Source organism: Streptococcus pseudopneumoniae (assembly GCF_001072315.1).
Classification (GTDB): Bacteria; Bacillota; Bacilli; order Lactobacillales; family Streptococcaceae; genus Streptococcus; species Streptococcus pseudopneumoniae_R.
In genome coordinates, this window is record NZ_JVLI01000120.1 from 21429 (window position 1) to 45649 (window position 24221).

At 42.9% G+C, this 24221-nt stretch carries 23 protein-coding genes; 21 read left to right on the forward strand and 2 right to left on the reverse strand.

Going from position 1 to position 24221, the window contains the following annotated elements; translation table 11 throughout:
• Positions 1 to 14: 14 nt before the first annotated feature.
• The 20 genes from ADH54_RS06485 to ADH54_RS06580 all read left to right on the forward strand — a co-directional run bounded on the left by ADH54_RS06485 (position 15) and on the right by ADH54_RS06580 (position 19427).
• Positions 15 to 644, forward strand: coding sequence for a nicotinate-nucleotide adenylyltransferase (locus ADH54_RS06485; protein ID WP_049524489.1), 630 nt, complete (start codon positions 15 to 17; stop codon positions 642 to 644).
• A complete protein-coding gene (gene yqeK / locus ADH54_RS06490) occupies positions 644 to 1237 on the forward strand; it encodes a bis(5'-nucleosyl)-tetraphosphatase (symmetrical) YqeK (RefSeq protein ID WP_049524490.1) in 594 nt (197 codons plus the stop codon). The genes ADH54_RS06485 and yqeK overlap by 1 nt, the downstream gene beginning before the upstream one ends.
• Positions 1238 to 1738, forward strand: a complete 501-nt coding sequence (locus tag ADH54_RS06495) for a cysteine hydrolase family protein (RefSeq protein WP_049524491.1) — start codon at positions 1238 to 1240, stop codon at positions 1736 to 1738.
• Positions 1739 to 1750: 12 nt separating this feature from the next.
• Positions 1751 to 2104, forward strand: a complete 354-nt coding sequence (gene rsfS / locus ADH54_RS06500) for a ribosome silencing factor (RefSeq protein WP_049524492.1) — start codon at positions 1751 to 1753, stop codon at positions 2102 to 2104.
• A gap of 110 nt (positions 2105 to 2214) precedes the next feature.
• On the forward strand, positions 2215 to 2955 hold the full coding sequence (locus ADH54_RS06505; protein WP_049524506.1) for a class I SAM-dependent DNA methyltransferase: 741 nt from the start codon (positions 2215 to 2217) through the stop codon (positions 2953 to 2955).
• 9 nt (positions 2956 to 2964) lie between these two features.
• Positions 2965 to 3783 carry a hypothetical protein gene (locus ADH54_RS06510; protein ID WP_049524493.1) on the forward strand — a complete coding sequence of 273 codons (819 nt, stop codon included), beginning with the start codon at positions 2965 to 2967 and terminating at the stop codon, positions 3781 to 3783.
• On the forward strand, positions 3780 to 4877 hold the full coding sequence (locus ADH54_RS06515; protein WP_049524494.1) for a nucleotidyltransferase: 1098 nt from the start codon (positions 3780 to 3782) through the stop codon (positions 4875 to 4877). Before ADH54_RS06510 ends, ADH54_RS06515 begins: the two co-directional genes overlap by 4 nt.
• 190 nt (positions 4878 to 5067) lie before the next feature.
• On the forward strand, positions 5068 to 6681 hold the full coding sequence (locus tag ADH54_RS06520; RefSeq protein WP_000404936.1) for a ribonuclease Y: 1614 nt from the start codon (positions 5068 to 5070) through the stop codon (positions 6679 to 6681).
• 128 nt (positions 6682 to 6809) lie between these two features.
• Positions 6810 to 7436: a guanylate kinase gene (gene gmk, locus ADH54_RS06525; protein ID WP_049524495.1), complete on the forward strand. Its 627-nt coding sequence runs from the start codon at positions 6810 to 6812 to the stop codon at positions 7434 to 7436.
• Between the two features lie 24 nt (positions 7437 to 7460).
• Positions 7461 to 7775: a DNA-directed RNA polymerase subunit omega gene (gene rpoZ / locus ADH54_RS06530; protein WP_000979235.1), complete on the forward strand. Its 315-nt coding sequence runs from the start codon at positions 7461 to 7463 to the stop codon at positions 7773 to 7775.
• A gap of 65 nt (positions 7776 to 7840) precedes the next feature.
• On the forward strand, positions 7841 to 10237 hold the full coding sequence (locus ADH54_RS06535; RefSeq protein ID WP_049524496.1) for a primosomal protein N': 2397 nt from the start codon (positions 7841 to 7843) through the stop codon (positions 10235 to 10237).
• A gap of 12 nt (positions 10238 to 10249) precedes the next feature.
• Complete coding sequence (gene fmt, locus ADH54_RS06540) at positions 10250 to 11185, forward strand: methionyl-tRNA formyltransferase (RefSeq protein WP_049524497.1); 936 nt, start codon at positions 10250 to 10252, stop codon at positions 11183 to 11185.
• Positions 11178 to 12491 (forward strand): 16S rRNA (cytosine(967)-C(5))-methyltransferase RsmB, encoded by a 1314-nt coding sequence (gene rsmB / locus ADH54_RS06545; protein WP_049524507.1) that lies wholly within the window; start codon positions 11178 to 11180, stop codon positions 12489 to 12491. The genes fmt and rsmB overlap by 8 nt, the downstream gene beginning before the upstream one ends.
• 14 nt (positions 12492 to 12505) lie before the next feature.
• On the forward strand, positions 12506 to 13246 hold the full coding sequence (locus ADH54_RS06550) for a Stp1/IreP family PP2C-type Ser/Thr phosphatase (protein ID WP_049524498.1): 741 nt from the start codon (positions 12506 to 12508) through the stop codon (positions 13244 to 13246).
• Entirely contained in the window at positions 13243 to 15144 is a 1902-nt protein-coding gene (pknB, locus tag ADH54_RS06555) for a Stk1 family PASTA domain-containing Ser/Thr kinase (protein ID WP_049524499.1), read from the forward strand. The genes ADH54_RS06550 and pknB overlap by 4 nt, the downstream gene beginning before the upstream one ends.
• Positions 15145 to 15232: 88 nt before the next feature.
• Complete coding sequence (locus tag ADH54_RS06560) at positions 15233 to 15991, forward strand: threonine/serine exporter family protein (protein ID WP_049524500.1); 759 nt, start codon at positions 15233 to 15235, stop codon at positions 15989 to 15991.
• 1 nt (position 15992) lies between these two features.
• Positions 15993 to 16442 (forward strand): threonine/serine exporter family protein, encoded by a 450-nt coding sequence (locus ADH54_RS06565; protein WP_049524501.1) that lies wholly within the window; start codon positions 15993 to 15995, stop codon positions 16440 to 16442.
• Positions 16443 to 16601: 159 nt separating this feature from the next.
• A complete protein-coding gene (locus tag ADH54_RS06570; RefSeq protein ID WP_049524508.1) occupies positions 16602 to 16850 on the forward strand; it encodes a hypothetical protein in 249 nt (82 codons plus the stop codon).
• Positions 16851 to 16980: 130 nt separating this feature from the next.
• Entirely contained in the window at positions 16981 to 18153 is a 1173-nt protein-coding gene (locus ADH54_RS06575) for a hydroxymethylglutaryl-CoA synthase (protein WP_049524502.1), read from the forward strand.
• Positions 18153 to 19427, forward strand: a complete 1275-nt coding sequence (locus tag ADH54_RS06580; RefSeq protein ID WP_049524503.1) for a hydroxymethylglutaryl-CoA reductase, degradative — start codon at positions 18153 to 18155, stop codon at positions 19425 to 19427. Before ADH54_RS06575 ends, ADH54_RS06580 begins: the two co-directional genes overlap by 1 nt.
• A 35-nt stretch (positions 19428 to 19462) precedes the next feature.
• On the opposite strand, the gene ADH54_RS06585 is transcribed toward ADH54_RS06580, so the two are convergent.
• Positions 19463 to 20428, reverse strand: a complete 966-nt coding sequence (locus ADH54_RS06585) for a LacI family DNA-binding transcriptional regulator (RefSeq protein ID WP_049492075.1) — start codon at positions 20426 to 20428, stop codon at positions 19463 to 19465.
• Positions 20409 to 21863, reverse strand: a complete 1455-nt coding sequence (locus ADH54_RS06590; RefSeq protein WP_049524504.1) for a sucrose-6-phosphate hydrolase — start codon at positions 21861 to 21863, stop codon at positions 20409 to 20411. Before ADH54_RS06590 ends, ADH54_RS06585 begins: the two co-directional genes overlap by 20 nt.
• 380 nt (positions 21864 to 22243) lie before the next feature.
• On the opposite strand from ADH54_RS06590, the gene ADH54_RS06595 reads away from it, so the two are divergent.
• Entirely contained in the window at positions 22244 to 24130 is a 1887-nt protein-coding gene (locus tag ADH54_RS06595) for a sucrose-specific PTS transporter subunit IIBC (RefSeq protein WP_049524505.1), read from the forward strand.
• Positions 24131 to 24221: the final 91 nt, after the last annotated feature.

The window sequence follows — 24221 nt, forward strand, 5'->3', positions numbered from 1 at the left end:
AAGGAGACTAGCCTATGGCAATCGAACTATTGACTCCCTTTACCAAGGTAGAGTTGGAGCCAGAAATCAAGGAGAAAAAACGCAAACAAGTCGGGATTTTAGGGGGGAATTTTAACCCTGTTCACAATGCCCATCTCATTGTTGCGGATCAAGTGCGACAACAGTTAGGACTGGACCAGGTTCTGCTTATGCCAGAATACCAACCTCCTCATGTAGACAAAAAAGAAACCATCCCTGAACACCACCGCCTCAAGATGTTGGAGTTGGCTATCGAGGGGATAGAAGGTTTGGAGATTGAAACCATTGAGTTGGAACGTAAGGGCATTTCTTACACCTACGATACCATGAAGATTTTGACAGAGAAGAATCCAGATACAGATTACTACTTTATCATCGGTGCCGACATGGTGGACTATCTGCCTAAGTGGTACCGAATTGATGAGCTGGTTGACATGGTTCAGTTTGTGGGGGTTCAACGCCCACGCTACAAGGCAGGGACTTCTTACCCAGTTATCTGGGTTGATGTGCCTCTCATGGATATCTCGTCCAGCATGGTGCGTGACTTTATTTCCCAAGGACGAAAACCCAACTTTCTCCTACCTCAGCCTGTGCTAGACTACATCGAGAAGGAGGGGCTCTATTGATGGCCTATCAAGACTATATCAACTGCTCTCGTGAGGCTTTGTTGGAAAAAATGGCAGAGCTTCTACCTGAAAAACGCTTAACCCATTGTTTGGGTGTGGAGCGTGCAGCAATAGAACTGGCTCAGCGATTTGGAGTCGATACTGAGAAAGCAGGACTAGCAGGTCTCCTTCATGACTATGCTAAGAAGTTGTCAGATCAGGAATTTTTGGACTTGATTGACCGTTATCAGTTAGACCCCGACCTCAAAAACTGGGGTAATAATGTCTGGCATGGTATGGTTGGTATCTACAAGATTCAAGAAGATTTGGATTTGCATGATTCTGAAATTCTACGAGCCATTGAAATCCATACAGTCGGTGCTGGTCAGATGACAGACCTAGATAAAGTCATCTACGTCGCAGACTATATCGAGCACAATCGATCCTTTCCTGGAGTAGATGTGGCACGTGAGATTGCAAGTTTGTCACTCAATAAGGCAGTTGCCTACGAAACAGCTCGTACCGTGGAGCATCTAGCTCATCAGGGATTTCCCATTTATCCCCAAACCCTTGAAACCCATAACGCCTTTGTGCACTATTTGAAAGAGGACTAAATGAAGACGGCTTTTATAATCATTGATGTTCAGAATATTTTAGTGGAAACCGGTTTTCAGACAAATAGTCTATTGGAAAAAATTTCTTATTTACAAAACCAGGCTAGAAGCAAGAATATTGAAATTATCTATGTTCAACATATTGAGAACTCTGAAGCTCAAACATCAGAAGATTGGCAGTTATCTGCGCTTTTAAATCGAAAACCTGATGAAAAGGTCTTTCAGAAGAAGTATAACAGTATTTTCAAAGAAACTGGCTTAAAAGAATACTTGGATAAACAGGGGATTGAAAAATTAGTTTTATGTGGTATGCAGACAGAATATTGTGTGGATACCTCTGTCAAGGTTGCCTTTGAATATGGCTATCAGCTTATTATTCCAGAAGGAACTTGCACAACGTTTGATGGGGATGACATTCCAGCAGAAACGATTAATGAATTTTATGAGGGCATTTGGGAGGAGCGCTTTGCAGATGTCCTAGACTACAAACATATTTTCTAAAAAGAGGACTAAATGAAGGAAAAAGAATTACTAGAACTAGTCGTGAAAGCGGCTGATGAGAAACGTGCAGAGGATATCCTTGCACTTGATGTACAAGATTTGACTAGCGTGACTGACTACTTTGTGATCACTAGCTCTATGAATAGCCGTCAGTTGGACACTATCGCTGATAATATCCGTGAAAAAGTAGCGGAAGCAGGATTTAAAGGCAGTCATGTCGAAGGCGACGCAGCTGGAGGTTGGGTCTTACTGGACCTCGGTGCTGTCGTTGTGCATATCTTCTCAGAAGAAATGCGTGCCCACTATAATCTAGAAAAACTATGGCATGAGGCAGACTCAGTAGATTTATCTGAAACTCTGGCGTAGAAGATGAACTCAGTTGCAGTCAACTGGGTTTCTTTGCTTATTTTAGAAGAAAATGGATAGAAAGGTGAGGGCTACTGGTGTTTGCCATGGAGGCTCTTGGTATCATGATTATGGCGACATATGAAACATTTGCGGCTGTTTACGATGCTGTGATGGATGATAGTTTATACGACAAATGGACAGATTTTTCTCTGCGTCATTTGCCTAAGACCAAGGAGAGAAAGAAACTCTTGGAATTGGCTTGTGGGACAGGCAATCAATCTGTGCGCTTTTCTCAGGCTGGTTTTGATGTGACTGGACTTGACTTGAGTGCGGATATGTTGAAGATTGCTAAGAAGAGAGCTGCTTCAGCCAAGCAGCATATTGCCTTTATAGAAGGCAATATGCTGGATTTGTCCAAGGCAGGTAAATTTGACTTTGTCACGTGTTACTCGGACTCAATCTGTTACATGCAGGACGAGGTGGAAGTGGGAGATGTCTTTAAGGAAGTGTATAATGCCCTCAACGAAGATGGAGTCTTTATCTTTGATGTACATTCGACCTACCAGACAGACGAGGTCTTCCCGGATTATTCCTACCATGAAAATGCGGAAGATTTTGCTATGCTCTGGGATACCTATGAGGATGAAGCGCCTCACTCCATCGTCCATGAGCTGACTTTCTTTATCAAGGAGGCGGACGGTTTCTTTAGTCGCCACGATGAAGTGCATGAGGAGCGGACCTATGAAGCCTTGACCTATGATATTTTGCTGGAACAGGCTGGTTTCAAGTCTTTCAAACTCTATGCGGACTTTGAGGACAAGGAGCCAACAGAAACCAGCACCCGTTGGTTTTTTGTGGCGCAGAAGTAGGAGATCAGCATGATAAAAGGACAAGTTTGGCTATTAGTATTTATCTTATTTTATTTTGGCTTTTACTGCATAAAATTTAGAGATAATATTAGACTTAAACCGTTAGTAGATATTAAAACTGAATTTCAGAGTTATATTGATTTATTTTATGAACATATATCTTTTAAAAACTGGAAAAAAGCAATTGTGTCAATCCTCTTGATTATAATAGGGATTATTATCTTAGTATTTTTATCAATATTAGGTCTGTTTCTACTAATTTTAAAAATATCTTTATTATTTTTGAAGAAGATTGTAATTTATGAAGCTGACAATAAATTTGAAATATTTAAATATGTGTTACTTCCTATGATATTAGCGTATTTGTTTGGTGAATATGCCAAGACAGTTAAGATAAGCAATACATCTTTAAATATAATAATTATTTTTGGAGATAAAATTATACAATTGTTTGGTGAATATTCAATTATTCCATTGACTTTGTTGATTTCTGCAACTGTATGTTATATATTAAAATTTTTAGTAAAAAATGATACAGATTTTATTAAGGAAGTGTTTGAATATTTTTGGAACTGGATTAAAGTTCTTATAGTTACTTTGCTATTTATTTTAATTATTGGATCTTACTTACTCCTTTTAGATGAAGTAAAAAATAGTATCTCTAGTAAGGATCCATATACGATTATACCGATATTTATTGCTAGTTGTATTGTTACATCCAAGATAATTGTTAGATTAATAGTTGTTAAAAGTAATAATATGCCAATGAAGGCTAAACGACACCCCTTTAGAACAAAAAGGATATATAGACGTAGGAGATTACTATGACCATCACGGGTATTATCGCGGAGTTTAATCCTTTTCATAATGGACACAAATACCTGCTGGATCAGGCTGAAGGACTGAAAGTCGTGGCTATGTCTGGGAATTTCATGCAACGAGGAGAACCAGCGATTATAGATAAGTGGATACGGGCCCAGATGGCGCTGACAAATGGAGCAGATCTGGTGGTGGAATTGCCCTTTTTAGTCAGTGTTCAGGCTGCGGATTTCTTCGGTCAAGGAGCTGTGGATATCTTGGCTCGGTTGGGCATTGATACTCTAGCATTTGGGACGGAGGAAGTTCTGGATTATCAAAAAATCGCTGACTTATACACAGAAAAAGGTGCTGACATGGAGAAATTTGTGGAAAATCTGCCTGATTCTCTTTCATATCCACAGAAAACTCAAGCCATGTGGAAGGAATTTGCAGGTCTTGATTTTTCTGGCAATACGCCCAATCATGTTCTTGCTCTCGCCTATGCCAAGGCAGTTGCAGGACGAGACATCAAACTTGAGCCAATTCAGCGTCAGGGGGCAGGTTACCATTCTGTGGACAAGGATGTGGACTTTGCCTCGGCGACAGCTCTTCGTCAGCACCAGAAGGACCAAGATTTCTTAGAACACTTTATGCCTTCTGTTGCTCTCTTTGAGCAGGCTAGTAAGGTGACCTGGGAAGACTATTTTCCTTTGCTCCGCTATCAAATCTTGTCAAATCCAGACCTAACCACCATCTATCAGGTCAATCAAGAGATGGCTGTGCGCATCAAGGAAACTATCAAGACGGCTCAGTCTGTTGACGAATTGGTCGAGGCAGTTGCCACCAAACGTTACACAAAAGCACGCGTCAGACGCCTCTTGACTTATATCTTGATGCAAGCTAGAGAAAGTGACTTGCCAGAAGGCATCCATGTCCTTGGCTTTACCGAAAAAGGCAGACAACACCTCAAGTCTCTGAAGGGGCAGGTCAATTTAGTCAGCCGAATTGGCAAAGAACCTTGGGATGCTATGACCCAAAAGGCAGACCAGATTTACCAACTAGGAAATCCAAGTATAGAAGAGCAGAATTTTGGAAGAGTGCCGATAAGAATAGAAACAAACTAAGTCTACTGCGAAGTAGGCTTTTTCTTAAGTCTCTACTAAACTACTATTTCCAAACAACAAGTTTATTTTAGCAAATGTGTTCCAATTTCCCCAAAACATATTCTATTTTAGGTTTGTGAAAATCACTTTTTTATGGTAGAATGTAAAAGAATGTATGTCATTCGGAATAACAATAAAATGAGGTAAAAACATGGAAATCATGTCGCTTGCGATTGCTGTTTTTGCCGTCATCATTGGTTTAGTCATTGGATATGTCAGCATCTCAGCTAAGATGAAATCATCTCAGGAAGCTGCGGAGTTGATGCTTTTAAATGCTGAACAAGAAGCAACTAATTTACGTGGACAAGCTGAGCGTGAAGCGGATTTATTGGTTAATGAAGCCAAGCGAGAAAGCAAGTCTCTTAAAAAAGAAGCACTATTGGAGGCCAAAGAAGAAGCCAGAAAATACCGTGAAGAAGTGGACGCTGAATTCAAATCAGAACGTCAAGAACTCAAACAAATCGAAAGTCGTTTGACAGAGAGAGCTACAAGTCTCGACCGTAAGGACGACAATTTGACGAGTAAAGAACAAACACTTGAACAAAAAGAACAAAGTATTTCTGATAGAGCGAAAAACCTTGATGCGCGTGAAGAGCAATTAGAGGAAGTCGAAAGACAAAAAGAAGCAGAGTTAGAGCGTATTGGTGCCCTGTCTCAGGCGGAAGCACGAGATATTATCTTGGCTCAGACAGAGGAAAACTTGACCAAGGAGATTGCTAGCCGCATTCGCGAAGCTGAGCAAGAGGTCAAGGAACGTTCTGACAAAATGGCCAAGGACATCCTGGTTCAAGCTATGCAACGTATCGCTGGTGAATATGTAGCGGAGTCAACAAACTCAACGGTTCATCTGCCAGACGATACTATGAAGGGACGCATTATTGGTCGTGAAGGTCGTAACATTCGCACCTTTGAAAGTTTGACAGGGGTTGATGTTATTATCGACGATACGCCAGAAGTGGTGACCTTGTCAGGTTTTGACCCAATCCGTCGTGAGATTGCCCGTATGACTATGGAAATGTTGCTCAAAGATGGTCGTATCCACCCAGCTCGTATCGAGGAGTTGGTTGAGAAAAACCGTCAAGAGATTGACAATAAGATCCGTGAATATGGTGAGGCTGCTGCCTATGAGATTGGAGCGCCGAACCTTCATCCAGACTTGATGAAGATTATGGGACGTTTGCAGTTCCGTACTTCATATGGACAAAATGTTTTGCGCCATTCGATTGAAGTTGCTAAGTTGGCTGGTATTATGGCCAGCGAGCTTGGTGAAAATGCGGCTCTTGCCCGTCGTGCTGGATTCCTTCACGATATTGGGAAAGCCATTGACCGCGAGGTTGAAGGTAGCCACGTTGAAATCGGTATGGAATTGGCCCGTAAGTACAAGGAACACCCAGTTGTGGTCAATACGATTGCTAGTCACCACGGTGATGTTGAAGCTGAGAGCGTGATTGCAGTTATCGTTGCTGCAGCAGATGCCTTGAGCGCAGCCCGTCCAGGTGCTCGTAGTGAGTCTCTTGAAAGCTACATCAAGCGTCTTCATGATTTGGAAGAAATTGCGAACGGCTTTGAAGGAGTGCAAACTAGCTTTGCCCTTCAAGCAGGACGTGAAATTCGTATCATGGTCAATCCAGGACAAATCAAGGACGACAAAGTCACAATCTTGGCTCATAAAGTTCGTGAGAAAATTGAAAACAATCTCGATTATCCAGGAAATATCAAGGTAACCGTTATCCGCGAGCTTCGTGCAGTAGATTATGCTAAATAAATAAGAAAGAGCAGTTGAAAAATTACTGCTTTTTTGTTACACTAGATAGAAAGACTGTAAAGGATAATCTGGCTTTTTGCCATTATTCTAGAGAAATGTTATTTCACAGACTGACTAAAGGAGACACAATGGCAGACAGAGGCTTACTAATCGTTTTTTCTGGTCCTTCAGGGGTTGGAAAAGGAACGGTTAGAAGAGAGATTTTTGAGAGTTCTGAAAACCGATTTCAATACTCTGTATCGATGACGACACGCGCACAACGTCCTGGAGAAGTGGATGGTGTTGACTATTTCTTCCGTACTCGCGAAGAGTTTGAAGAACTGATTCGTCAAGGACAGATGTTGGAATACGCAGAATATGTCGGCAACTACTATGGAACTCCTCTGACCTATGTCAATGAAACCTTGGACAAGGGAATTGATGTTTTCCTTGAAATTGAAGTTCAGGGTGCTCTTCAGGTCAAGAAAAAGGTTCCAGATGCTGTCTTTATCTTCCTGACACCACCAGATTTGGATGAATTGCAAGATCGTTTGGTAGGACGTGGAACAGACAGTGCAGAAGTGATTGCCCAACGAATCGAAAAGGCCAAGGAAGAAATTGCCCTCATGCGTGAATATGATTATGCGATTGTCAACGATCAGGTGCCCCTAGCTGCTGAGCGTGTCAAACGTGTTATCGAAGCAGAGCACTTCCGTGTGGATCGTGTCATTGGTCACTATCAGGAGATGTTACCAAAATCTCCAACTACCCGATAAAATTTAGAAAATAGGTACAAGCAAATGATGTTAAAACCCTCTATTGATACCTTGCTTGACAAGGTTCCTTCAAAATATTCACTCGTAATCTTGGAAGCAAAACGTGCCCACGAATTAGAAGCAGGTGCGCCAGCAACTCAAGGTTTCAAGTCTGAAAAATCAACTCTTCGCGCTTTAGAAGAAATCGAATCAGGAAACGTTACAATTCACCCAGACCCAGAAGGAAAACGTGAAGCGGTGCGTCGCCGTATCGAAGAAGAAAAACGTCGCAAAGAAGAAGAAGAAAAGAAAATCAAAGAGCAAATCGCTAAAGAAAAAGAAGATGGTGAAAAAATTTAAGGTTGGGGGGACTCAATCTTATTTTTTCTATTGCAAGAATGTACTGACAAGGAGGAGGTGAGAAGATGGCTATAGCTAAAATTATCGTGGATGTGCCCTTGATGCAGACGGACCAGCCCTATAGTTACAGGATTCCGGAGGAATTTGAGGGAATGCTTGAAGTTGGGATGCGGGTTCATGTTCCCTTTGGTAAGGGCAATCGCCTGATTCAAGGGATTGTTCTTGGTTTGGAGTCCCAACCAGATGAAGAAGAGGCTAATCAAGATTTAAAAGATATTGCGGAGGTGCTGGATTTTTCTCCTGTTCTCACGCAAGAACAACTCTGGCTGGCTGAAGAGTTACGTAAATCTGTCTTCTCCTACAAAATCTCTATCCTCAAGGCTATGTTACCAGGATTTCTGAACTCCAGCTATGACAAGATTCTCTATCCTCTGGAAGGTCTGAGTCAGGAAGACCGAGAGCGCTTGTTTGGTTCAGAAGATTCGCTTGCCTTTTCTTCGCTAGACCTTGCCAAACAAGCCGAAATGATGCGTTTGACTAGAAAAGGCCTGCTTGGTCTGGAATATCAGGCGATTGATCAAAAGAAGGTCAAGACCCAGTCTTGGTATGAGGTGAATCTTGCTCGATTAAAAGGTGTCGAGATTTCTGCGCGCGCCAAGAAAAAGTTAGAACTGAGAGACTATTTGCTTTCTCATCCAGAGAGTGCTTCCTTGGCTAGTTTGTTAGAGTCCTACTCGCGGGAGCAAATCAACTTCTTTGTCGAACAAGGTGCTGTGACCATAGTCCAAAAGGAAGTTCAACGCTCGGCTGCTTATTTTGAAGGCATTGAGACAAGTCGACCTTTGGAGTTGAATCCAGAGCAAAGACAGGCGCGTGATGCGGTTGTGAGTGCGATTGGCAATCATAAGCCTCCCTTCCTCCTTCAAGGAATTACAGGGAGTGGGAAGACCGAGGTTTACTTGCAGATTATCCAAGGGGCTTTGGACAAGGGCAAGACAGCTATTTTGCTGGTGCCTGAGATTTCCCTGACTCCTCAGATGACGGAGCGTTTTATCGCTCGATTTGGTGAGAAAGTGGCCATTCTTCATTCCGGCCTGTCCAATGGTGAAAAGTATGATGAATGGCGCAAAGTGGAACGTGGCGATGCTCAAGTTGTTGTGGGTGCCAGATCTGCCATCTTTGCTCCGCTAAAAAATCTAGGTGTTATGATAATCGATGAGGAGCATGAAGCGACTTATAAGCAGGACAGTAATCCCCGTTATCATGCTAGAGAGGTAGCTATTTTACGGGCTCAGTATAATCAAGCAGCTTTGGTGCTTGGTTCAGCAACTCCTAGTCTGGAAAGCCGTGCTCGGGCTGGCAAAGGCGTCTATCAACATTTACGTCTAACCCAACGGGCCAATCCTTTGGCTACAATCCCTGAGGTTCAAGTGATTGATTTTCGGGACTATATCGGACAAAATGAGACGTCAAATTTTACGCCTCCTTTGTTAGAAGCTATTCAGGACCGTCTGGCTAAAAAAGAGCAGGTGGTTCTCATGCTCAATCGTCGTGGTTATTCTAGCTTTGTCATGTGTCGGGAGTGTGGGACCGTGGATACTTGTCCCAACTGTGATATTTCCTTGACCTTGCACATGGATACCAAGACCATGAACTGCCATTATTGTGGCTTCTCGAAGGACATTCCTCAGGCCTGCCCTAACTGTAAGAGCCGAAGTATTCGTTACTATGGGACGGGGACTCAGAAGGCTTATGATGAGCTAGCAGAGCTCTTTCCCCAGGCACGTATTCTGCGTATGGATGTGGATACGACGCGTAAGAAAGGCAGTCATCAAGCTCTACTTGACCAGTTTGGACGAGGGGAAGCAGATATTTTACTAGGTACTCAGATGATTGCCAAGGGATTGGATTTTCCGAATGTAACCCTAGTCGGAGTGCTCAATGCGGATACGGCCTTAAATCTGCCTGATTTCCGTTCTTCTGAAAGAACCTTCCAGCTCTTGACTCAGGTGGCAGGCCGAGCAGGTCGTGCTGAAAAAGCTGGTCAGGTCCTGATACAGTCCTACAATCCTCAGCACTACGCTATTCGATTTGCCAAGGATCAGGATTACGAGGGCTTTTATACCTATGAAATGGGAATCAGACGACAACTTGGTTATCCACCTTACTATTTTACGATTGGCATTACCCTTTCTCATAAGAAGGAAGAAGAGGTGGTCAAACGTGCTTATGAAGTCATGAACATTTTGCGGTCAGGTTTGTCTGAAACCAGTAAGATTCTCGGGCCGACGCCAAAACCCATTGCTCGTACCCACAACCTCTATCATTACCAGATTTTAATTAAATACCGTTTAGAAGATGAGCTGGGGCCGACTCTAAATCAGGTTCTGGCCTTGACTCAAGAACGGGAAAATAGTGAGCTCCGTCTCAGCATTGACCATGAGCCACAGCAATTTTTATAAGAAGGAGAAGATATGACAAAATTAATCTTTATGGGGACACCCGACTTTTCAGCAACAGTTTTAAAAGGGCTTTTGACAGATGACCGTTACGAAATTCTAGCCGTTGTGACCCAGCCAGACCGTGCTGTTGGTCGTAAAAAAGTTATCCAAGAAACCCCGGTCAAGCAGGCTGCTAAAGAAGCGGGTCTTCCAATCTACCAACCTGAAAAATTATCTGGAAGTCCAGAGATGGAAGCTATTATGAAGCTAGGAGCAGATGGAATTGTGACTGCTGCTTTTGGGCAGTTTCTCCCAAGTAAACTCCTTGATAGCATGGATTTTGCGATCAACGTTCACGCTTCCCTCCTTCCTAAACACCGTGGTGGTGCGCCTATCCATTATGCCTTGATTCAAGGTGATGAGGAAGCTGGTGTGACCATTATGGAGATGGTTAAGGAAATGGACGCAGGAGATATGATTTCTCGTCGCAGTATTCCTATCACGGATGAGGACAATGTTGGCACCTTGTTTGAAAAATTGGCGCTAGTTGGTCGTGATTTGCTTTTGGAAACTTTGCCAGCTTATATTGCTGGTGATATCAAACCTGAACCGCAGGATCCGAGTCAGGTTACCTTCTCGCCAAATATCAAGCCAGAGGAAGAAAAATTGGACTGGACTAAAAGCAATCGCCAACTTTTCAACCAAATCCGTGGCATGAACCCCTGGCCTGTTGCCCATACTTTCCTTAAGGGCGACCGCTTTAAGATTTATGAAGCTCTAGCTGTAGAAGGTCAGGGAAATCCAGGAGAAATCCTCTCTATCGGCAAGAAAGAATTGATTGTCGCAACGGCTGAAGGGGCTTTATCCCTCAAACAAGTGCAACCAGCTGGTAAGCCTAAGATGGATATTGCTTCCTTCCTCAACGGTGTTGGACGTACATTGACTGTAGGAGAACGATTTGGTGACTAAAGTAGAAACGGCTAGAAGTCTAGCCTTAGCAGTATTAGAGGATGTTTTTATCAATCAAGCATACTCAAATATCGCCTTAAATAAGCATCTCAAGGGAAGTCAACTTTCGGCAGCAGACAAGGGCTTGGTGACCGAGCTGGTCTATGGAACGGTAGCCCGTAAACTGACTCTGGAATGGTACCTATCCCACTTTATCGAAGACAGAGACCAGTTAGATAGTTGGCTTTATGTCCTTCTTCTCATGAGTGCCTACCAGCTCCGCTATTTGAACAAGATTCCAGATCATGCTGTGGTCAATGAAGCAGTGGAATTGGCCAAAGTCCGTAAAAAGGGCAGTGAAAAATTGGTCAATGCTATCTTACGCCGTATCTTGCGTGAAGGCTGGCCAGATATTGCCAGCATCAAACGCAAAAACAAACGTGACTCCATTGCCTATTCTCTTCCGGTTTGGCTAGTTGCCAAGCTCAAGGAAGAATACGGAGAAGAGCGAGCGCAAGCTATCTTTGAAAGCCTTTTGGTGCGAAACAAGGCCAGTATTCGTGTAACGGACCTAGGACGAAAAGAAGAAATCCAAGTCTTGTTGGAGGCTAGTGCTTCACCTTTGTCTGTTTCTGGTCTGGTTAAGGAGCAAGGCCACTTTGCGGGACATGACCTATTTTCAGAGGGTGCTATTACTATCCAAGACGAGTCCAGTCAGCTGGTTGCTCCGACGCTTGATTTACAAGGTGATGAGCAGGTTCTAGATGCCTGTGCGGCTCCGGGTGGAAAAACAGCCCATATAGCCTCTTATCTCACGACAGGTCAGGTTACGGCTTTGGACCTTTACAATCACAAGTTGGACTTGATTCAAGAAAATGCTCAACGTCTGGGAGTTGCAGATCGGGTTCAAACGCAAAAATTAGATGCCAGAAAGGTGCATGAGTTTTTTGGTCAGGATTCTTTTGATAAGATTTTGGTGGATGCTCCCTGTTCAGGAATTGGTCTTCTGCGTCGAAAACCAGACATCAAATACAATAAAGAAACGGCAGATTTCGCGTCCTTACAGGAAATTCAGCTAGAAATATTAGGTAGTGTTTGTCAAACACTAGGCAAAGGTGGTATAATAACTTATAGTACCTGTACCATTGTCTCAGAGGAAAATTTTCAAGTCGTTGAGGCGTTTTTAGAAAGTCATCCTGAGTTCGAGCAGGTAAAACTAGAACATGAATGTAAGGATATCATGAAAGACGGCTGTATCCTCATTACACCTGAATTGTATGGAAGTGATGGATTCTTCATCAGTCAATTTCGCAAGATATCGGATTAGGAAGGAACTGACACATGGAAATTTCATTATTAACAGATGTTGGTCAGAAACGAACAAATAACCAAGACTATGTCAACCACTATGTCAATAGAGCTGGACGTACCATGATTATCCTAGCTGATGGTATGGGAGGTCATCGCGCAGGGAATATTGCTAGTGAAATGGCGGTAACAGACCTAGGTATAGCTTGGGTTGATACCCAGATCGATACAGTCAATGAAGTGCGTGAATGGTTCGCCAATTACCTAGAAATTGAAAATCAAAAGATTCATCAACTTGGACAAGATGATGCCTATAAAGGAATGGGAACAACTCTAGAAGCTGTTGCTATTATTGGCAATCAGGCTATCTATGCTCATATTGGAGATTCTCGTATCGGTTTGATTCGTGGAGAAGAATACCACCAGTTAACGAGCGACCATTCTTTGGTCAATGAATTGCTTAAGGCAGGTCAATTGACACCAGAAGAAGCTGCTAGCCATCCACAGAAAAATATTATTACTCAATCTATCGGTCAAAAAGATGAAGTTCAACCTGATTTTGGAATGATTACCCTTGAGCCAGGAGACTATCTCTTGCTCAATAGTGATGGTTTGACCAACATGATTTCAGGCAGTGAGATTCGTGATATTGTAACCAGTGATATTCCTTTAGCAGATAAAACGGAGACACTTGTTCGTTTTGCTAACAATGCAGGAGGTTTAGATAACATTACGGTTGCCCTTGTTTCTATGAACGAGGAGGATGCAGAATGATCCAAATCGGCAAGATTTTTGCCGGACGCTATCGGATTGTCAAACAGATTGGTCGAGGAGGCATGGCGGATGTCTACCTAGCCAAAGACTTAATCTTAGATGGGGAAGAAGTGGCAGTGAAGGTTCTGAGAACCAACTACCAGACAGACCCGATAGCTGTGGCTCGTTTTCAGCGTGAAGCGAGAGCTATGGCAGATTTAGACCATCCTCATATCGTTCGGATAACAGATATTGGCGAGGAAGACGGTCAACAGTACCTAGCTATGGAGTATGTGGCTGGACTTGACCTCAAACGCTATATCAAGGAACACTATCCTCTCTCTAATGAAGAAGCCGTCCGTATCATGGGACAAATTCTCTTGGCTATGCGTTTGGCTCATACCAGAGGAATTGTTCACAGAGACTTGAAACCTCAAAATATTCTCTTGACACCAGATGGTACAGCCAAGGTTACAGACTTTGGGATTGCAGTAGCCTTTGCTGAGACAAGTCTGACTCAGACTAACTCTATGCTGGGCTCAGTTCATTACTTGTCACCAGAGCAGGCGCGTGGCTCTAAGGCGACTGTGCAGAGTGATATCTATGCCATGGGGATTATTTTCTATGAGATGCTGACAGGCCATATCCCTTACGATGGGGATAGCGCGGTGACCATTGCCCTCCAGCATTTCCAAAAGCCCCTGCCGTCCGTTATTGCTGAGAATCCATCAGTACCTCAGGCTTTAGAGAATGTTATTATCAAGGCAACTGCTAAGAAATTGACAGATCGCTACAAATCAGTAGCTGAAATGTATGTGGATTTGTCTAGTAGTTTGTCTTATAATCGTCGTAATGAACCAAAGCTGGTCTTTGACGATGCGACTAAGGCGGACACCAAGACTCTACCAAAAGTATCCCAGAGTACCTTGACATCTATTCCTAAGGTTCAAGCGCAGACAGAACAGAAACCAATTAAAAAAACAAGCCAGGCTGTGACAGAGGCAACTTACCAACCACAAGCACCGAAAAAACGTAGATTTAAGATGCGTTACCTGATTTTTTTGGCCAGCATTGTATTGGTGGCAGCTTCTCTGATTTGGATACTATCCAGAACTCCTGCAACCATTGCCATTCCAGATGTGGCAGGTCAGACAGTTGCGGAGGCCAAGGAAACTCTCAAGAAAGCCAATTTTGAGATTGGCGAGGAGAAGTCAGAGGCTAGTGAAAAGGTGGAAGAAGGGCGGATTATCCGTACAGATCCTGGTGCTGGAACTGGTCGAAAAGAAGGAACGAAAATCAATTTGGTTGTCTCATCAGGCAAACAATCCTTCCAAATTAGTAATTATGTCGGCCGGAAATCGACAGATGTTATAGCAGAACTCAAGCAGAAGAAGGTTCCTGAAAATCTCATCAAGATTGAGGAAGAAGAATCAAGTGAGAGCGAAGCAGGAACTGTTCTCAGACAGAGTCCAGTTGCCGGAACAACCTATGATTTGAGCAAGGCCTCAACGATTACCTTAACTGTTGCTAAGAAAGTAACCAGCGTTGCTATGCCAAGTTATATAGGATCTAGTCTTGAATTTACTAAAAATAATCTCGTTCAAATTGTTGGGATTAAAGAAGCCAATATTGAAGTTGTAGAAGTGTCGACAGCTCCTGATGGAACTGCTGAGGGGACTGTTGTAGAGCAAAGTCCAAAAGCAGGCGAAAAGGTTGATTTGACTAAGACGCGTGTCAAGATTTCAATCTACAAACCAAAAACACCACCGTCAACGTCATCATCAGCACCAGCCCAACGTGGAAACCAAGGTTCTACTACGACACCAAGTCAGGGGAACCAACAAGGAAATCAACGAGGGAATGCACCTGCTACTACTCAATCAAGTAGTGAAGGCAACCACGAAAATTCTCGTGATTAAACGAATCTTTGTCATGATTTCATGGCAAAGATTTTTTTTGAGTCCGGATTTGTGATAGAATAGAGGAAGTTGATAAAAGGAGGAAAGCATGGAAGAGTCAAAAGAATTAAATGCAGTTATTGATGTGATTATGTTAGCTGGAACCATTCTTCTCAAAAGTGGATCAGAGATTCATCGCGTAGAAGATACCATGATTCGTATTGCGCATTCGCAGGGGATTGTGGATTGTAATGTTCTTGCCATGCCTGCTGCCATCTTTTTCTCCATTGAAAATACCAATATTTCGCGTATGAAGCGCGTGACCTCATCTTCTTATAACATCGAAAAAGTCTGCGATGTGAACCAGATTTCTCGTCAGCTGGTTGGGGGGCGGATTGATTTAGAGACAGCCTTCAAGCAATTGACTGCTTTGCAAGCCCAACCTCTTCCTTATACTAAGTTGCAGGTAACTCTGGCTGCGACCTTTAGTGCCCCTTTCTTTTCGGTTATGTTTAGTGGAAATATCTACGACGCACTTGGGGCAGGAGTGGCTACCTTATTTGGTTTTGCCTTTTCCCTCTATGTGGAAAAGTTTATCCGAATTCCTTTTGTGACAGCCTTTGCTGGAGCCTTTGTCTTTGGGATGATTGCCCAGTTTTGGGCTCGCTACACAGGTTTTCCTTCAACGGCAGATTTGATTATAGCTGGTGCTGTCATGCCTTTTGTACCAGGGATTGCCTTGACCAATGCGGTTCGTGATATTATGACCAACCACATAAACTCTGGTATGAGCAAGATGTTTGAATCTCTACTCATTACCCTTGCTTTAGGGGCAGGAACTTCTGTCGCCTTGGTATTGATGAATTAATATGACACTAACAACCTTTTTATTACAAGCAGTGGCAAGTCTTCTTGCTATTATCACTTTTTTAATCGTACTCAATGTGCAACGGTCCATGCTCTTACCTGGAGGGATTTTGGGCATGGCTGTCTGGCTAATCTATCTCTTGCTCAAGGAACCTACCAATGTTATTGTGGCTACTTTTATTGCAGCTATTATTGGTTCTTGTGTCAGCCAGATTTTAAGTATTTTTTATAAGACTCCTGCCGTGGTCTTTATCTTGGCCATCTTGGCACCACTGGTTCCGGGTTATCTTTCTTATCGAACAACTGCCTTTTTTGTGACAGGGGACTATAATAAAGCACTAGCAAGTGCGACCTTGGTTGTTATGCTGGCTCTGGTGATTTCCATTGGAATGGCTAGCGGAACAGTGATTCTCAGACTGTATCATTATATAAAAACATATCGAGTATCGTAGAAATTTCAGAAATAAAAGAATTCTCTGAAAACAAGATAAATATATTAACAGGGATTTTCATGTATGCTATTCTCTATATAGAAAGGAGGAAAAATCATGAAAAAATCACTATTTTCCTTATTGTCTGTAAGTCTACTGACCTTGTTGTCTATCCCAGTCATGGTTTCTAGTTCGGGTTCAGAGTTTCAAAGTGGATGGCAAGAGCATCAGTTGATTGCTGAGAAGGTTAGTAAAACACTTGATAAGACATTTGATAAGGAGGTCAGAGAAATTCCGACCAGTCAGTTTTATCAAGAATTTGTAGATGAAATGGGAAGGACTTACTCAGGAGATTTAATCCTCCAGGAACTGATAACTGAGAATGGGGCTTATAAAGCTACTTATGTTGGTGAACTCTATAGCAACTAATCATTCTTTAAAATTATGACCAATAAGAGGCTTGATTTGGTGAATCAAGTCTTTTTTCTCTCTTTTATTGCCATTTGTGATAAAATAGTACTGAACGATTTTTTACATGAATGATAAAACAGAGGTAAATATGACAATCGGTATTGATAAGATTGGTTTTGCGACCAGTCAATATGTCTTGAAATTACAAGACTTAGCAGAAGCGAGGGGCATTGACCCTGAAAAATTAAGTAAAGGACTCTTACTCGAGGAATTGAGTATTGCGCCCTTAACTGAGGATATCGTGACCTTGGCGGCCAGTGCAAGTGACTCTATTTTAACTGAGCAAGAAAGACAAGAAATTGATATGGTCATTGTGGCTACCGAGTCAGGAATTGACCAGAGTAAGGCTGCGGCCGTCTTTGTACATGGCTTGCTGGGCATTCAGCCCTTTGCTCGTAGTTTCGAGATTAAAGAAGCCTGCTATGGAGCGACAGCTGCCCTTCATTATGCCAAATTGCATGTGGAAAATTCTCCACAGTCCAAGGTCTTGGTCATTGCCAGTGATATTGCCAAGTATGGTATTGAAACTCCAGGAGAACCCACTCAGGGTGCTGGCAGTGTGGCCATGTTGATTACACAAAATCCACGCATGATGGCCTTTAATAATGACAATGTAGCTCAAACCCGTGACATCATGGATTTTTGGCGTCCAAATTACTCGACAACTCCTTATGTAAATGGTGTCTATTCTACCCAACAATATTTGGATAGTTTGAAAACGACTTGGCTTGAATACCAAAAACGCTACCAGCTTACTTTGGATGATTTTGCGGCGGTTTGCTTCCACTTGCCTTATCCTAAATTAGCGCTAAAAGGCTTGAAAAAAATCATGGATAAGAGCCTGCCTCAAGAGAAAAAAGACCTCTTGCAAAAGCATTTTGACCAGTCTATTCTCTACAGTCAAAAGGTGGGGAATATCTATACAGGTTCCCTCTTCCTCGGACTCTTGTCTCTCTTGGAAAATACAGATAGCTTGAAGGCTGGCGATAAAATTGCCCTTTATAGTTACGGAAGTGGAGCTGTGGCTGAGTTCTTCAGTGGTGAATTGGTTGAAGGATATGAAGCTTATCTGGATAAAGACCGTTTGAACAAGCTCAACCAACGGACTGCCCTGTCTGTTGCAGACTATGAAAAAGTCTTCTTTGAAGAAGTAGACTTAGATGAAACAAACTCTGCCCAGTTTTCTGGATATGAAAATCAAGATTTTGCTTTGGTTGAAATTGTTGACCACCAACGCCGTTATAGCAAGGTTGAGAAATAATGAAGATAAGTTGGAATGGATTTTCTAAAAAATCATACCAAGAGCGCCTCGAGCTGTTAAAAGCTCAGGCGCTCCTTAGTCCTGAGAGACAAGCGAGTCTGGAGCAGGATGAACAGATGAGTGTGACTGTGGCAGACCAGCTGAGTGAGAATGTAGTGGGGACTTTTTCTCTGCCTTATTCACTGGTTCCAGAGGTTCTCGTTAACGGTCAGGAATACACAGTTCCCTATGTGACAGAAGAACCGTCCGTGGTTGCTGCGGCCAGCTATGCCAGCAAAATCATTAAGCGTACAGGCGGTTTTACTGCGCAAGTCCATCAGCGTCAGATGATTGGTCAGGTAGCTCTTTATCAAGTTGCTGATCCTAAACAAGCGCAAGAGAAGATTGCCAGCAAGAAAGCAGAACTCTTGGAGCTTGCCAATCAAGCCTATCCTTCTATCGTTAAACGAGGAGGTGGAGCGCGCGATTTGCATGTAGAGCAGATCAAAGGTGAAACAGACTTTCTCGTTGTTTATCTTCATGTCGATACCCAGGAAGCCATGGGAGCCAATATGCTCAACACCATGCTGGAGGCCTTGAAACCAGTCTTAGAAAAATTGAGTCAGGGACAGAGTCTCATGGGAATTCTGTCTAATTACGCGACCGATTCTCTGGTGACAGCAAGCTGTCGCCTCGCCTTTCGCTACTTGAGTCGCCAAAAGGATCAAGGACGAGAAATTGCGGAGAAAATTGCTTTGGCTAGTCAGTTTGCGCAGGCTGATCCTTATCGAGCTGCTACTCACAATAAAGGGATTTTTAATGGTATTGATGCCATTTTAATTGCCACTGGTAATGACTGGCGTGCCATTGAGGCAGGGGCTCATGCTTTTGCCAGTCGAGACGGACGCTATCAAGGTCTTAGCCGATGGACGTTGGATCTTGAAAGAGAAGAATTGGTGGGCCAGATGACCCTGCCTATGCCTGTGGCGACCAAGGGAGGCTCTATCGGTCTCAACCCTCGTGTAGCTCTCAGTCATGAACTACTGGGAAATCCTGCTGCTAAAGACTTAGCCCAGATTATCGTGTCTATCGGGCTTGCTCAAAACTTTGCGGCCCTCAAAGCCTTGGTGAGTACAGGAATCCAGCAAGGTCACATGAAATTGCAGGCCAAATCCTTAGCACTCCTAGCAGGTGCCAGTGAGGCCGAAGTTGTTCCCCTAGTCGAGCGCCTCATCGCAGATAAAACCTTTAACTTAGAGACTGCCCAGCGTTATCTAGAAAACTTAAGATCATAAAAAACTCAGACGAATTGGTCTGAGTTTTCTTGTGTTTAAATACTTTTTCCTGGTAATAAGGTAACTGGTAAAAAGTAACCAGTTGTTGCGACTTCCTTGCCTTCAATCTTTTGCAAGAGGAGGTCAACAGTGAGGCAGGCAATCTCTTCCAAGGGTTGCTTAATAGTAGCCAGTTGAGGATAGTAATTCTCAATAAAGTAGGTTCCATCATAGCCAATGACCTTGAGCTCTTCTGGGACAGAAATGCCCAATTCTTGAGCGATTTTAATGACCAGAATAGCAGTCAAGTCATCTGAAGCAAAGATGGCATCTGGCTTTTGTCGAGTCAAGATATTCTTGATTTCCATTTCTTTTCTGACAGGAGAAAAGTCACTGGAAACATTGATAATAGGAGCTTGGGGGAGTACAGAAGCAAAGCCAGCATGGCGCAGTCCAGTTGGCGAGTTAGAATTGTCATTCCCTGTAATCATGATGATAGACTGGGCGCCTGTCTTGACTAAGGTCTGGGCAGCAAGAACTCCACCAGCGTAGTTGTCAGAGGAAACGACTGGAATGTCTGGTGACAGATTTCGGTCAAAGGAAATAATTGGTGCCGTCACGCGATTGTAGTCTTCGATTCCCAAGTTGTGACTACCCGAAATGATGCCGTCCACCTGATTGGCTTCCAACATTTCGATGTATTCACGCTCCTTCTCAGAGTCATGCTCGCTGTTGCAGATGATGGTCTTGTAACCATTCTTAAAAAGTTGGTGCTCCAGCTTATCAATCAATTCTGCATAGAAAACATTGGAAATATTTGGGAAAATCAAGCCGATTAACTTAGCCGATTTTCCTTGCAGACTACGAGCTAGGTTGTTGGGTTTATAACCCAATTCCCGCATGGCTTCATTAACCTTTTGAATGGTTTTTTCTGATAAATAGCCTTTTTTATTGATAACCCGAGAAACGGTAGTAGGGCTGACGCCTGCAAGTTTGGCGACATCAGTTAGTTTTGCGACCATAATCTAATTCATAGTAAGTTCCAGTTGGGTTTCCAGATTTGATCAGGATACCATTTTGGTCCGCATGTGGGAAGACACGACCAGAAAATACTTTTTCTCCTTTATTGATGAAAATTTCAAAGACAGAGTTATCGATGAAGATTGTAGCAGTAGTAGCCTGATTCTCGATAGGGCAAGAACGAGTTGTCCCAAATTCTTGGGCATACTGTTCTCCAGCCTGGCTACGATCCACTGTCACTTGACCATTTACAAGGTCAAAGTTGATGGAAAGTCCCTTGCCTTCTTTATCAGCAAGTAAGACAATCTCGCTCTGGCTATTGGCTTCCAAGTTGAGTTCGAGTTCGTAAGTGTTCTTGGTTTGGGCACGGTTTGAGAAAGATTCTTCAGAAGCACGAAGGTCCTTGATAGCTGCGACTGGGTATTGGTAGAGTTTGCCGTCTTTGATAGTGAGTTCCTTGACCAAAGAGAAGGCTCCTTGGTGGTCAAAACGGTCAGATGGATATGAAACATCAGGCAAGCCAAGCCAGCTAACAGCTAGAGCACGTCCATCAGGAGCGTTGAAGGCTTGAGTTGCATAGGCTTCGAAACCATAGTCCATGTTTTGAAGTTGAGATACATCTACCATTTTAGCATTTTCAGGATCAAAGGAAGCACCAATTTTATACATATTTGGAAAGATATTATCGTAGTCTAGAACTTTTTTATCCAATCCTTGTGGGCAGTAGAGAAGGACAGGTTGCTCCCCTACAAAGACCAGATTTGGACATTCCATCATGTAGGCAGTACGGTCGTTAGCAAAGTCAAGGTTGCCAACGGCTTGCCAGTTTGTATAGTCGTTGTCTACAGCCTTGTAGAGACGGACGAAGCCTTTTTTCTCCAAGTCCTGTCCACCGACGATAGCATAGTATTGGCCCTTGAAGTTAAAAATTTGCGGGTCACGGAAGTGGTCAGTTGAGTCTGCTGGCTGGTCAATCAAGATCTTGTCAATCTTGGTAATCTTGCCATCCTTGTCCATCAAAGCGCCGATCTGGTAGGGTTGACGGATCCAGTTTTCATCACGGACATTTCCTGTATAGAATAGAAACAAGTTATCGCCAAACTGCATGGCAGAACCAGAGTAGGCACCGTGGCTATCTAATGGAGTATCAGGCAAAACTTTGACTCCAGTTTCTGTGAAGTGAATCAAGTCCTCACTTTCCAACTGCACCCAAGATTTCAAACCGTGGGCTGCACCAAAAGGAAAGTTCTGATAAAAAACAACCCACTTCCCATCAAAGTAGGAAAAGCCATTTGGATCGTTTAGAAGTCCTGTTTTTGGCTCAACATGGTAATGAGTATGCCATGGAGATTGAGCCATATTTTCCTTTATATGTTGAATTTCTTCTTGCGTCCAATCTTGATAAAGTCTGTAACGACGCTCAGTTGTCCATTCCATTCATTCATTCCTCCAAAAATCTTATCACTTTTAATAGTAACCGTTTTCGATAAAAAATGCAAGCCTTTTATGTTAAAAAAGAGAAAAAACTGTCAAACGTTTATCACAAATTAAAAGCAGAAAATCAATCATCTATCTACAAAAAATTGAAATAAAATGAAGCAAAATCCTTTTCACCCAAGATTTTAAACTTATTTTTTCAAGGAATACCTGATAAAATAGTCAAAAACAATCAATCTAAAGCGTGTCCACTAAGTGGATAGAATATTTTTTCTGCAAAACGCTTGACATATTTCTAAAACATGATAAAATAATAGTCGTAGGGCGAATAAAATCGCTTTCAAACAAGAACAAAATTTTATATAAGGAGATTTTTGCAAATGAACAATCAGGAAATTGCAAAAAAAGTCATCGATGCCTTGGGTGGACGTGAAAATGTCAACAGTGTAGCTCACTGTGCGACTCGTCTTCGTGTCATGGTCAAAGATGAAGGAAAAATCAATAAAGAAGTGATTGAGAACTTGGAAAAAGTTCAAGGTGCTTTCTTTAACTCAGGTCAATACCAAATCATCTTTGGTACTGGTACAGTAAACAAAATGTACGATGAAGTTGTTGCACTTGGTTTACCAACATCATCTAAAGATGACATGAAAGCAGAAGCTGCTAAACAAGGGAACTGGTTCCAACGTGCGATCCGTACTTTCGGTGACGTTTTCGTTCCAATCATCCCAGTTATCGTAGCAACAGGTCTTTTTATGGGGGTGCGTGGTCTTTTCAATGCTCTTGAAATGCCACTTCCAGGAGACTTTGCAACTTACACACAAATCTTGACAGATACAGCCTTCATCATCTTGCCAGGTTTGGTTGTGTGGTCAACCTTCCGTGTATTCGGTGGAAATCCAGCCGTTGGTATCGTTCTTGGTATGATGCTTGTTTCTGGCTCACTTCCAAACGCTTGGGTAGTTGCTTCAGGTGGTGAAGTAACGGCTATGAACTTCTTTGGTTTCATCCCTGTTGTTGGTTTGCAAGGTTCCGTTCTTCCAGCCTTCATCATCGGGGTTGTCGGAGCAAAATTTGAAAAAGCTGTCCGCAAGGTCGTTCCAGATGTCATTGACCTCTTGGTAACACCATTTGTAACACTTTTGGTCATGTCTATCCTTGGACTCTTTGTCATCGGACCAGTCTTCCACATTGTTGAAAACTATATCCTTATTGGTACAAAAGCAATTCTTGGCTTGCCACTTGGTCTTGGTGGTTTCTTGATTGGTGGGGTTCACCAATTGATCGTCGTGTCAGGTGTGCACCACATCTTCAACTTGCTTGAAGTGCAATTGCTTGCTGCTGACCATGCTAACCCATTCAACGCTATCATCACTGCGGCTATGACAGCTCAAGGTGCTGCGACTGTTGCGGTTGGTGTTAAAACTAAAAATCCAAAACTGAAAACACTTGCTTTCCCAGCTGCTCTTTCTGCCTTCCTCGGTATTACAGAGCCTGCTATCTTCGGGGTGAACTTGCGCTTCCGTAAACCATTCTTCCTCTCATTGATTGCTGGTGCAATCGGTGGTGGATTGGCTTCTATCCTTGGACTTGCTGGTAATGGTAGTGGTATCACCATCATCCCTGGTACAATGCTTTATGTTGGTAACGGACAACTTGCCAAATACCTTCTTATGGTAGCTGTATCATTCGTTCTTGGTTTCGCTCTTACTTATATGTTTGGTTATGAGGATGAAAAAGAGGTTGCTACTGAAGTAGAGACAGAACGTTTGGTCCAAGAAGAAACAACTGGTAACATTCCAGCATCTCTTCAAAATGAAACACTTGTAACTCCTATCGTCGGTGATGTTGTCGCTCTTGCTGATGTCAATGACCCAGTCTTCTCAAGCGGAGCTATGGGACAAGGTATCGCTGTGAAACCTAGCCAAGGCGTGGTATATGCACCAGCTGATGCTGAAGTTTCAATTGCCTTTCCAACAGGACACGCTTTTGGTTTGAAAACAACTGATGGTGCTGAAGTTTTAATCCACGTTGGTATCGACACTGTAACAATGAACGGTGAAGGTTTTGAAGCAAAAGTTGCTCAAGGTGACAAGGTGAAAGCAGGAGATGTTCTTGGAACATTTGATTCAAACAAAATCGCTGCAGCTGGTCTTGATGATACAACAATGGTTATCGTTACGAATACAGCTGACTACGCTTCAGTAGCTCCAGTCGCAACAGGTTCAGTTGCTAAGGGGGATGCTGTTATTGAAGTGAAAATCTAATACTCTTCGAAAATCAAATTCAAACCATGTCAGCTTCGCCTTGCCGTAGATATATGTAACTGACTTCGTCAGTCTTATCTACAACCTCAAA

Coding starts and splice junctions, on each gene's coding strand:
- ADH54_RS06485 (WP_049524489.1), top strand. CDS start 15: ATGGCAATCGAACTATTGACTCCCTTTACCAAGGTAGAGTTGGAGCCA.
- yqeK (WP_049524490.1), top strand. CDS start 644: ATGGCCTATCAAGACTATATCAACTGCTCTCGTGAGGCTTTGTTGGAA.
- ADH54_RS06495 (WP_049524491.1), top strand. CDS start 1,238: ATGAAGACGGCTTTTATAATCATTGATGTTCAGAATATTTTAGTGGAA.
- rsfS (WP_049524492.1), top strand. CDS start 1,751: ATGAAGGAAAAAGAATTACTAGAACTAGTCGTGAAAGCGGCTGATGAG.
- ADH54_RS06505 (WP_049524506.1), top strand. CDS start 2,215: ATGGCGACATATGAAACATTTGCGGCTGTTTACGATGCTGTGATGGAT.
- ADH54_RS06510 (WP_049524493.1), top strand. CDS start 2,965: ATGATAAAAGGACAAGTTTGGCTATTAGTATTTATCTTATTTTATTTT.
- ADH54_RS06515 (WP_049524494.1), top strand. CDS start 3,780: ATGACCATCACGGGTATTATCGCGGAGTTTAATCCTTTTCATAATGGA.
- ADH54_RS06520 (WP_000404936.1), top strand. CDS start 5,068: ATGGAAATCATGTCGCTTGCGATTGCTGTTTTTGCCGTCATCATTGGT.
- gmk (WP_049524495.1), top strand. CDS start 6,810: ATGGCAGACAGAGGCTTACTAATCGTTTTTTCTGGTCCTTCAGGGGTT.
- rpoZ (WP_000979235.1), top strand. CDS start 7,461: ATGATGTTAAAACCCTCTATTGATACCTTGCTTGACAAGGTTCCTTCA.
- ADH54_RS06535 (WP_049524496.1), top strand. CDS start 7,841: ATGGCTATAGCTAAAATTATCGTGGATGTGCCCTTGATGCAGACGGAC.
- fmt (WP_049524497.1), top strand. CDS start 10,250: ATGACAAAATTAATCTTTATGGGGACACCCGACTTTTCAGCAACAGTT.
- ADH54_RS06550 (WP_049524498.1), top strand. CDS start 12,506: ATGGAAATTTCATTATTAACAGATGTTGGTCAGAAACGAACAAATAAC.
- pknB (WP_049524499.1), top strand. CDS start 13,243: ATGATCCAAATCGGCAAGATTTTTGCCGGACGCTATCGGATTGTCAAA.
- ADH54_RS06560 (WP_049524500.1), top strand. CDS start 15,233: ATGGAAGAGTCAAAAGAATTAAATGCAGTTATTGATGTGATTATGTTA.
- ADH54_RS06565 (WP_049524501.1), top strand. CDS start 15,993: ATGACACTAACAACCTTTTTATTACAAGCAGTGGCAAGTCTTCTTGCT.
- ADH54_RS06570 (WP_049524508.1), top strand. CDS start 16,602: ATGGTTTCTAGTTCGGGTTCAGAGTTTCAAAGTGGATGGCAAGAGCAT.
- ADH54_RS06575 (WP_049524502.1), top strand. CDS start 16,981: ATGACAATCGGTATTGATAAGATTGGTTTTGCGACCAGTCAATATGTC.
- ADH54_RS06580 (WP_049524503.1), top strand. CDS start 18,153: ATGAAGATAAGTTGGAATGGATTTTCTAAAAAATCATACCAAGAGCGC.
- ADH54_RS06585 (WP_049492075.1), bottom strand. CDS start 20,428: ATGGTCGCAAAACTAACTGATGTCGCCAAACTTGCAGGCGTCAGCCCT.
- ADH54_RS06590 (WP_049524504.1), bottom strand. CDS start 21,863: ATGGAATGGACAACTGAGCGTCGTTACAGACTTTATCAAGATTGGACG.
- ADH54_RS06595 (WP_049524505.1), top strand. CDS start 22,244: ATGAACAATCAGGAAATTGCAAAAAAAGTCATCGATGCCTTGGGTGGA.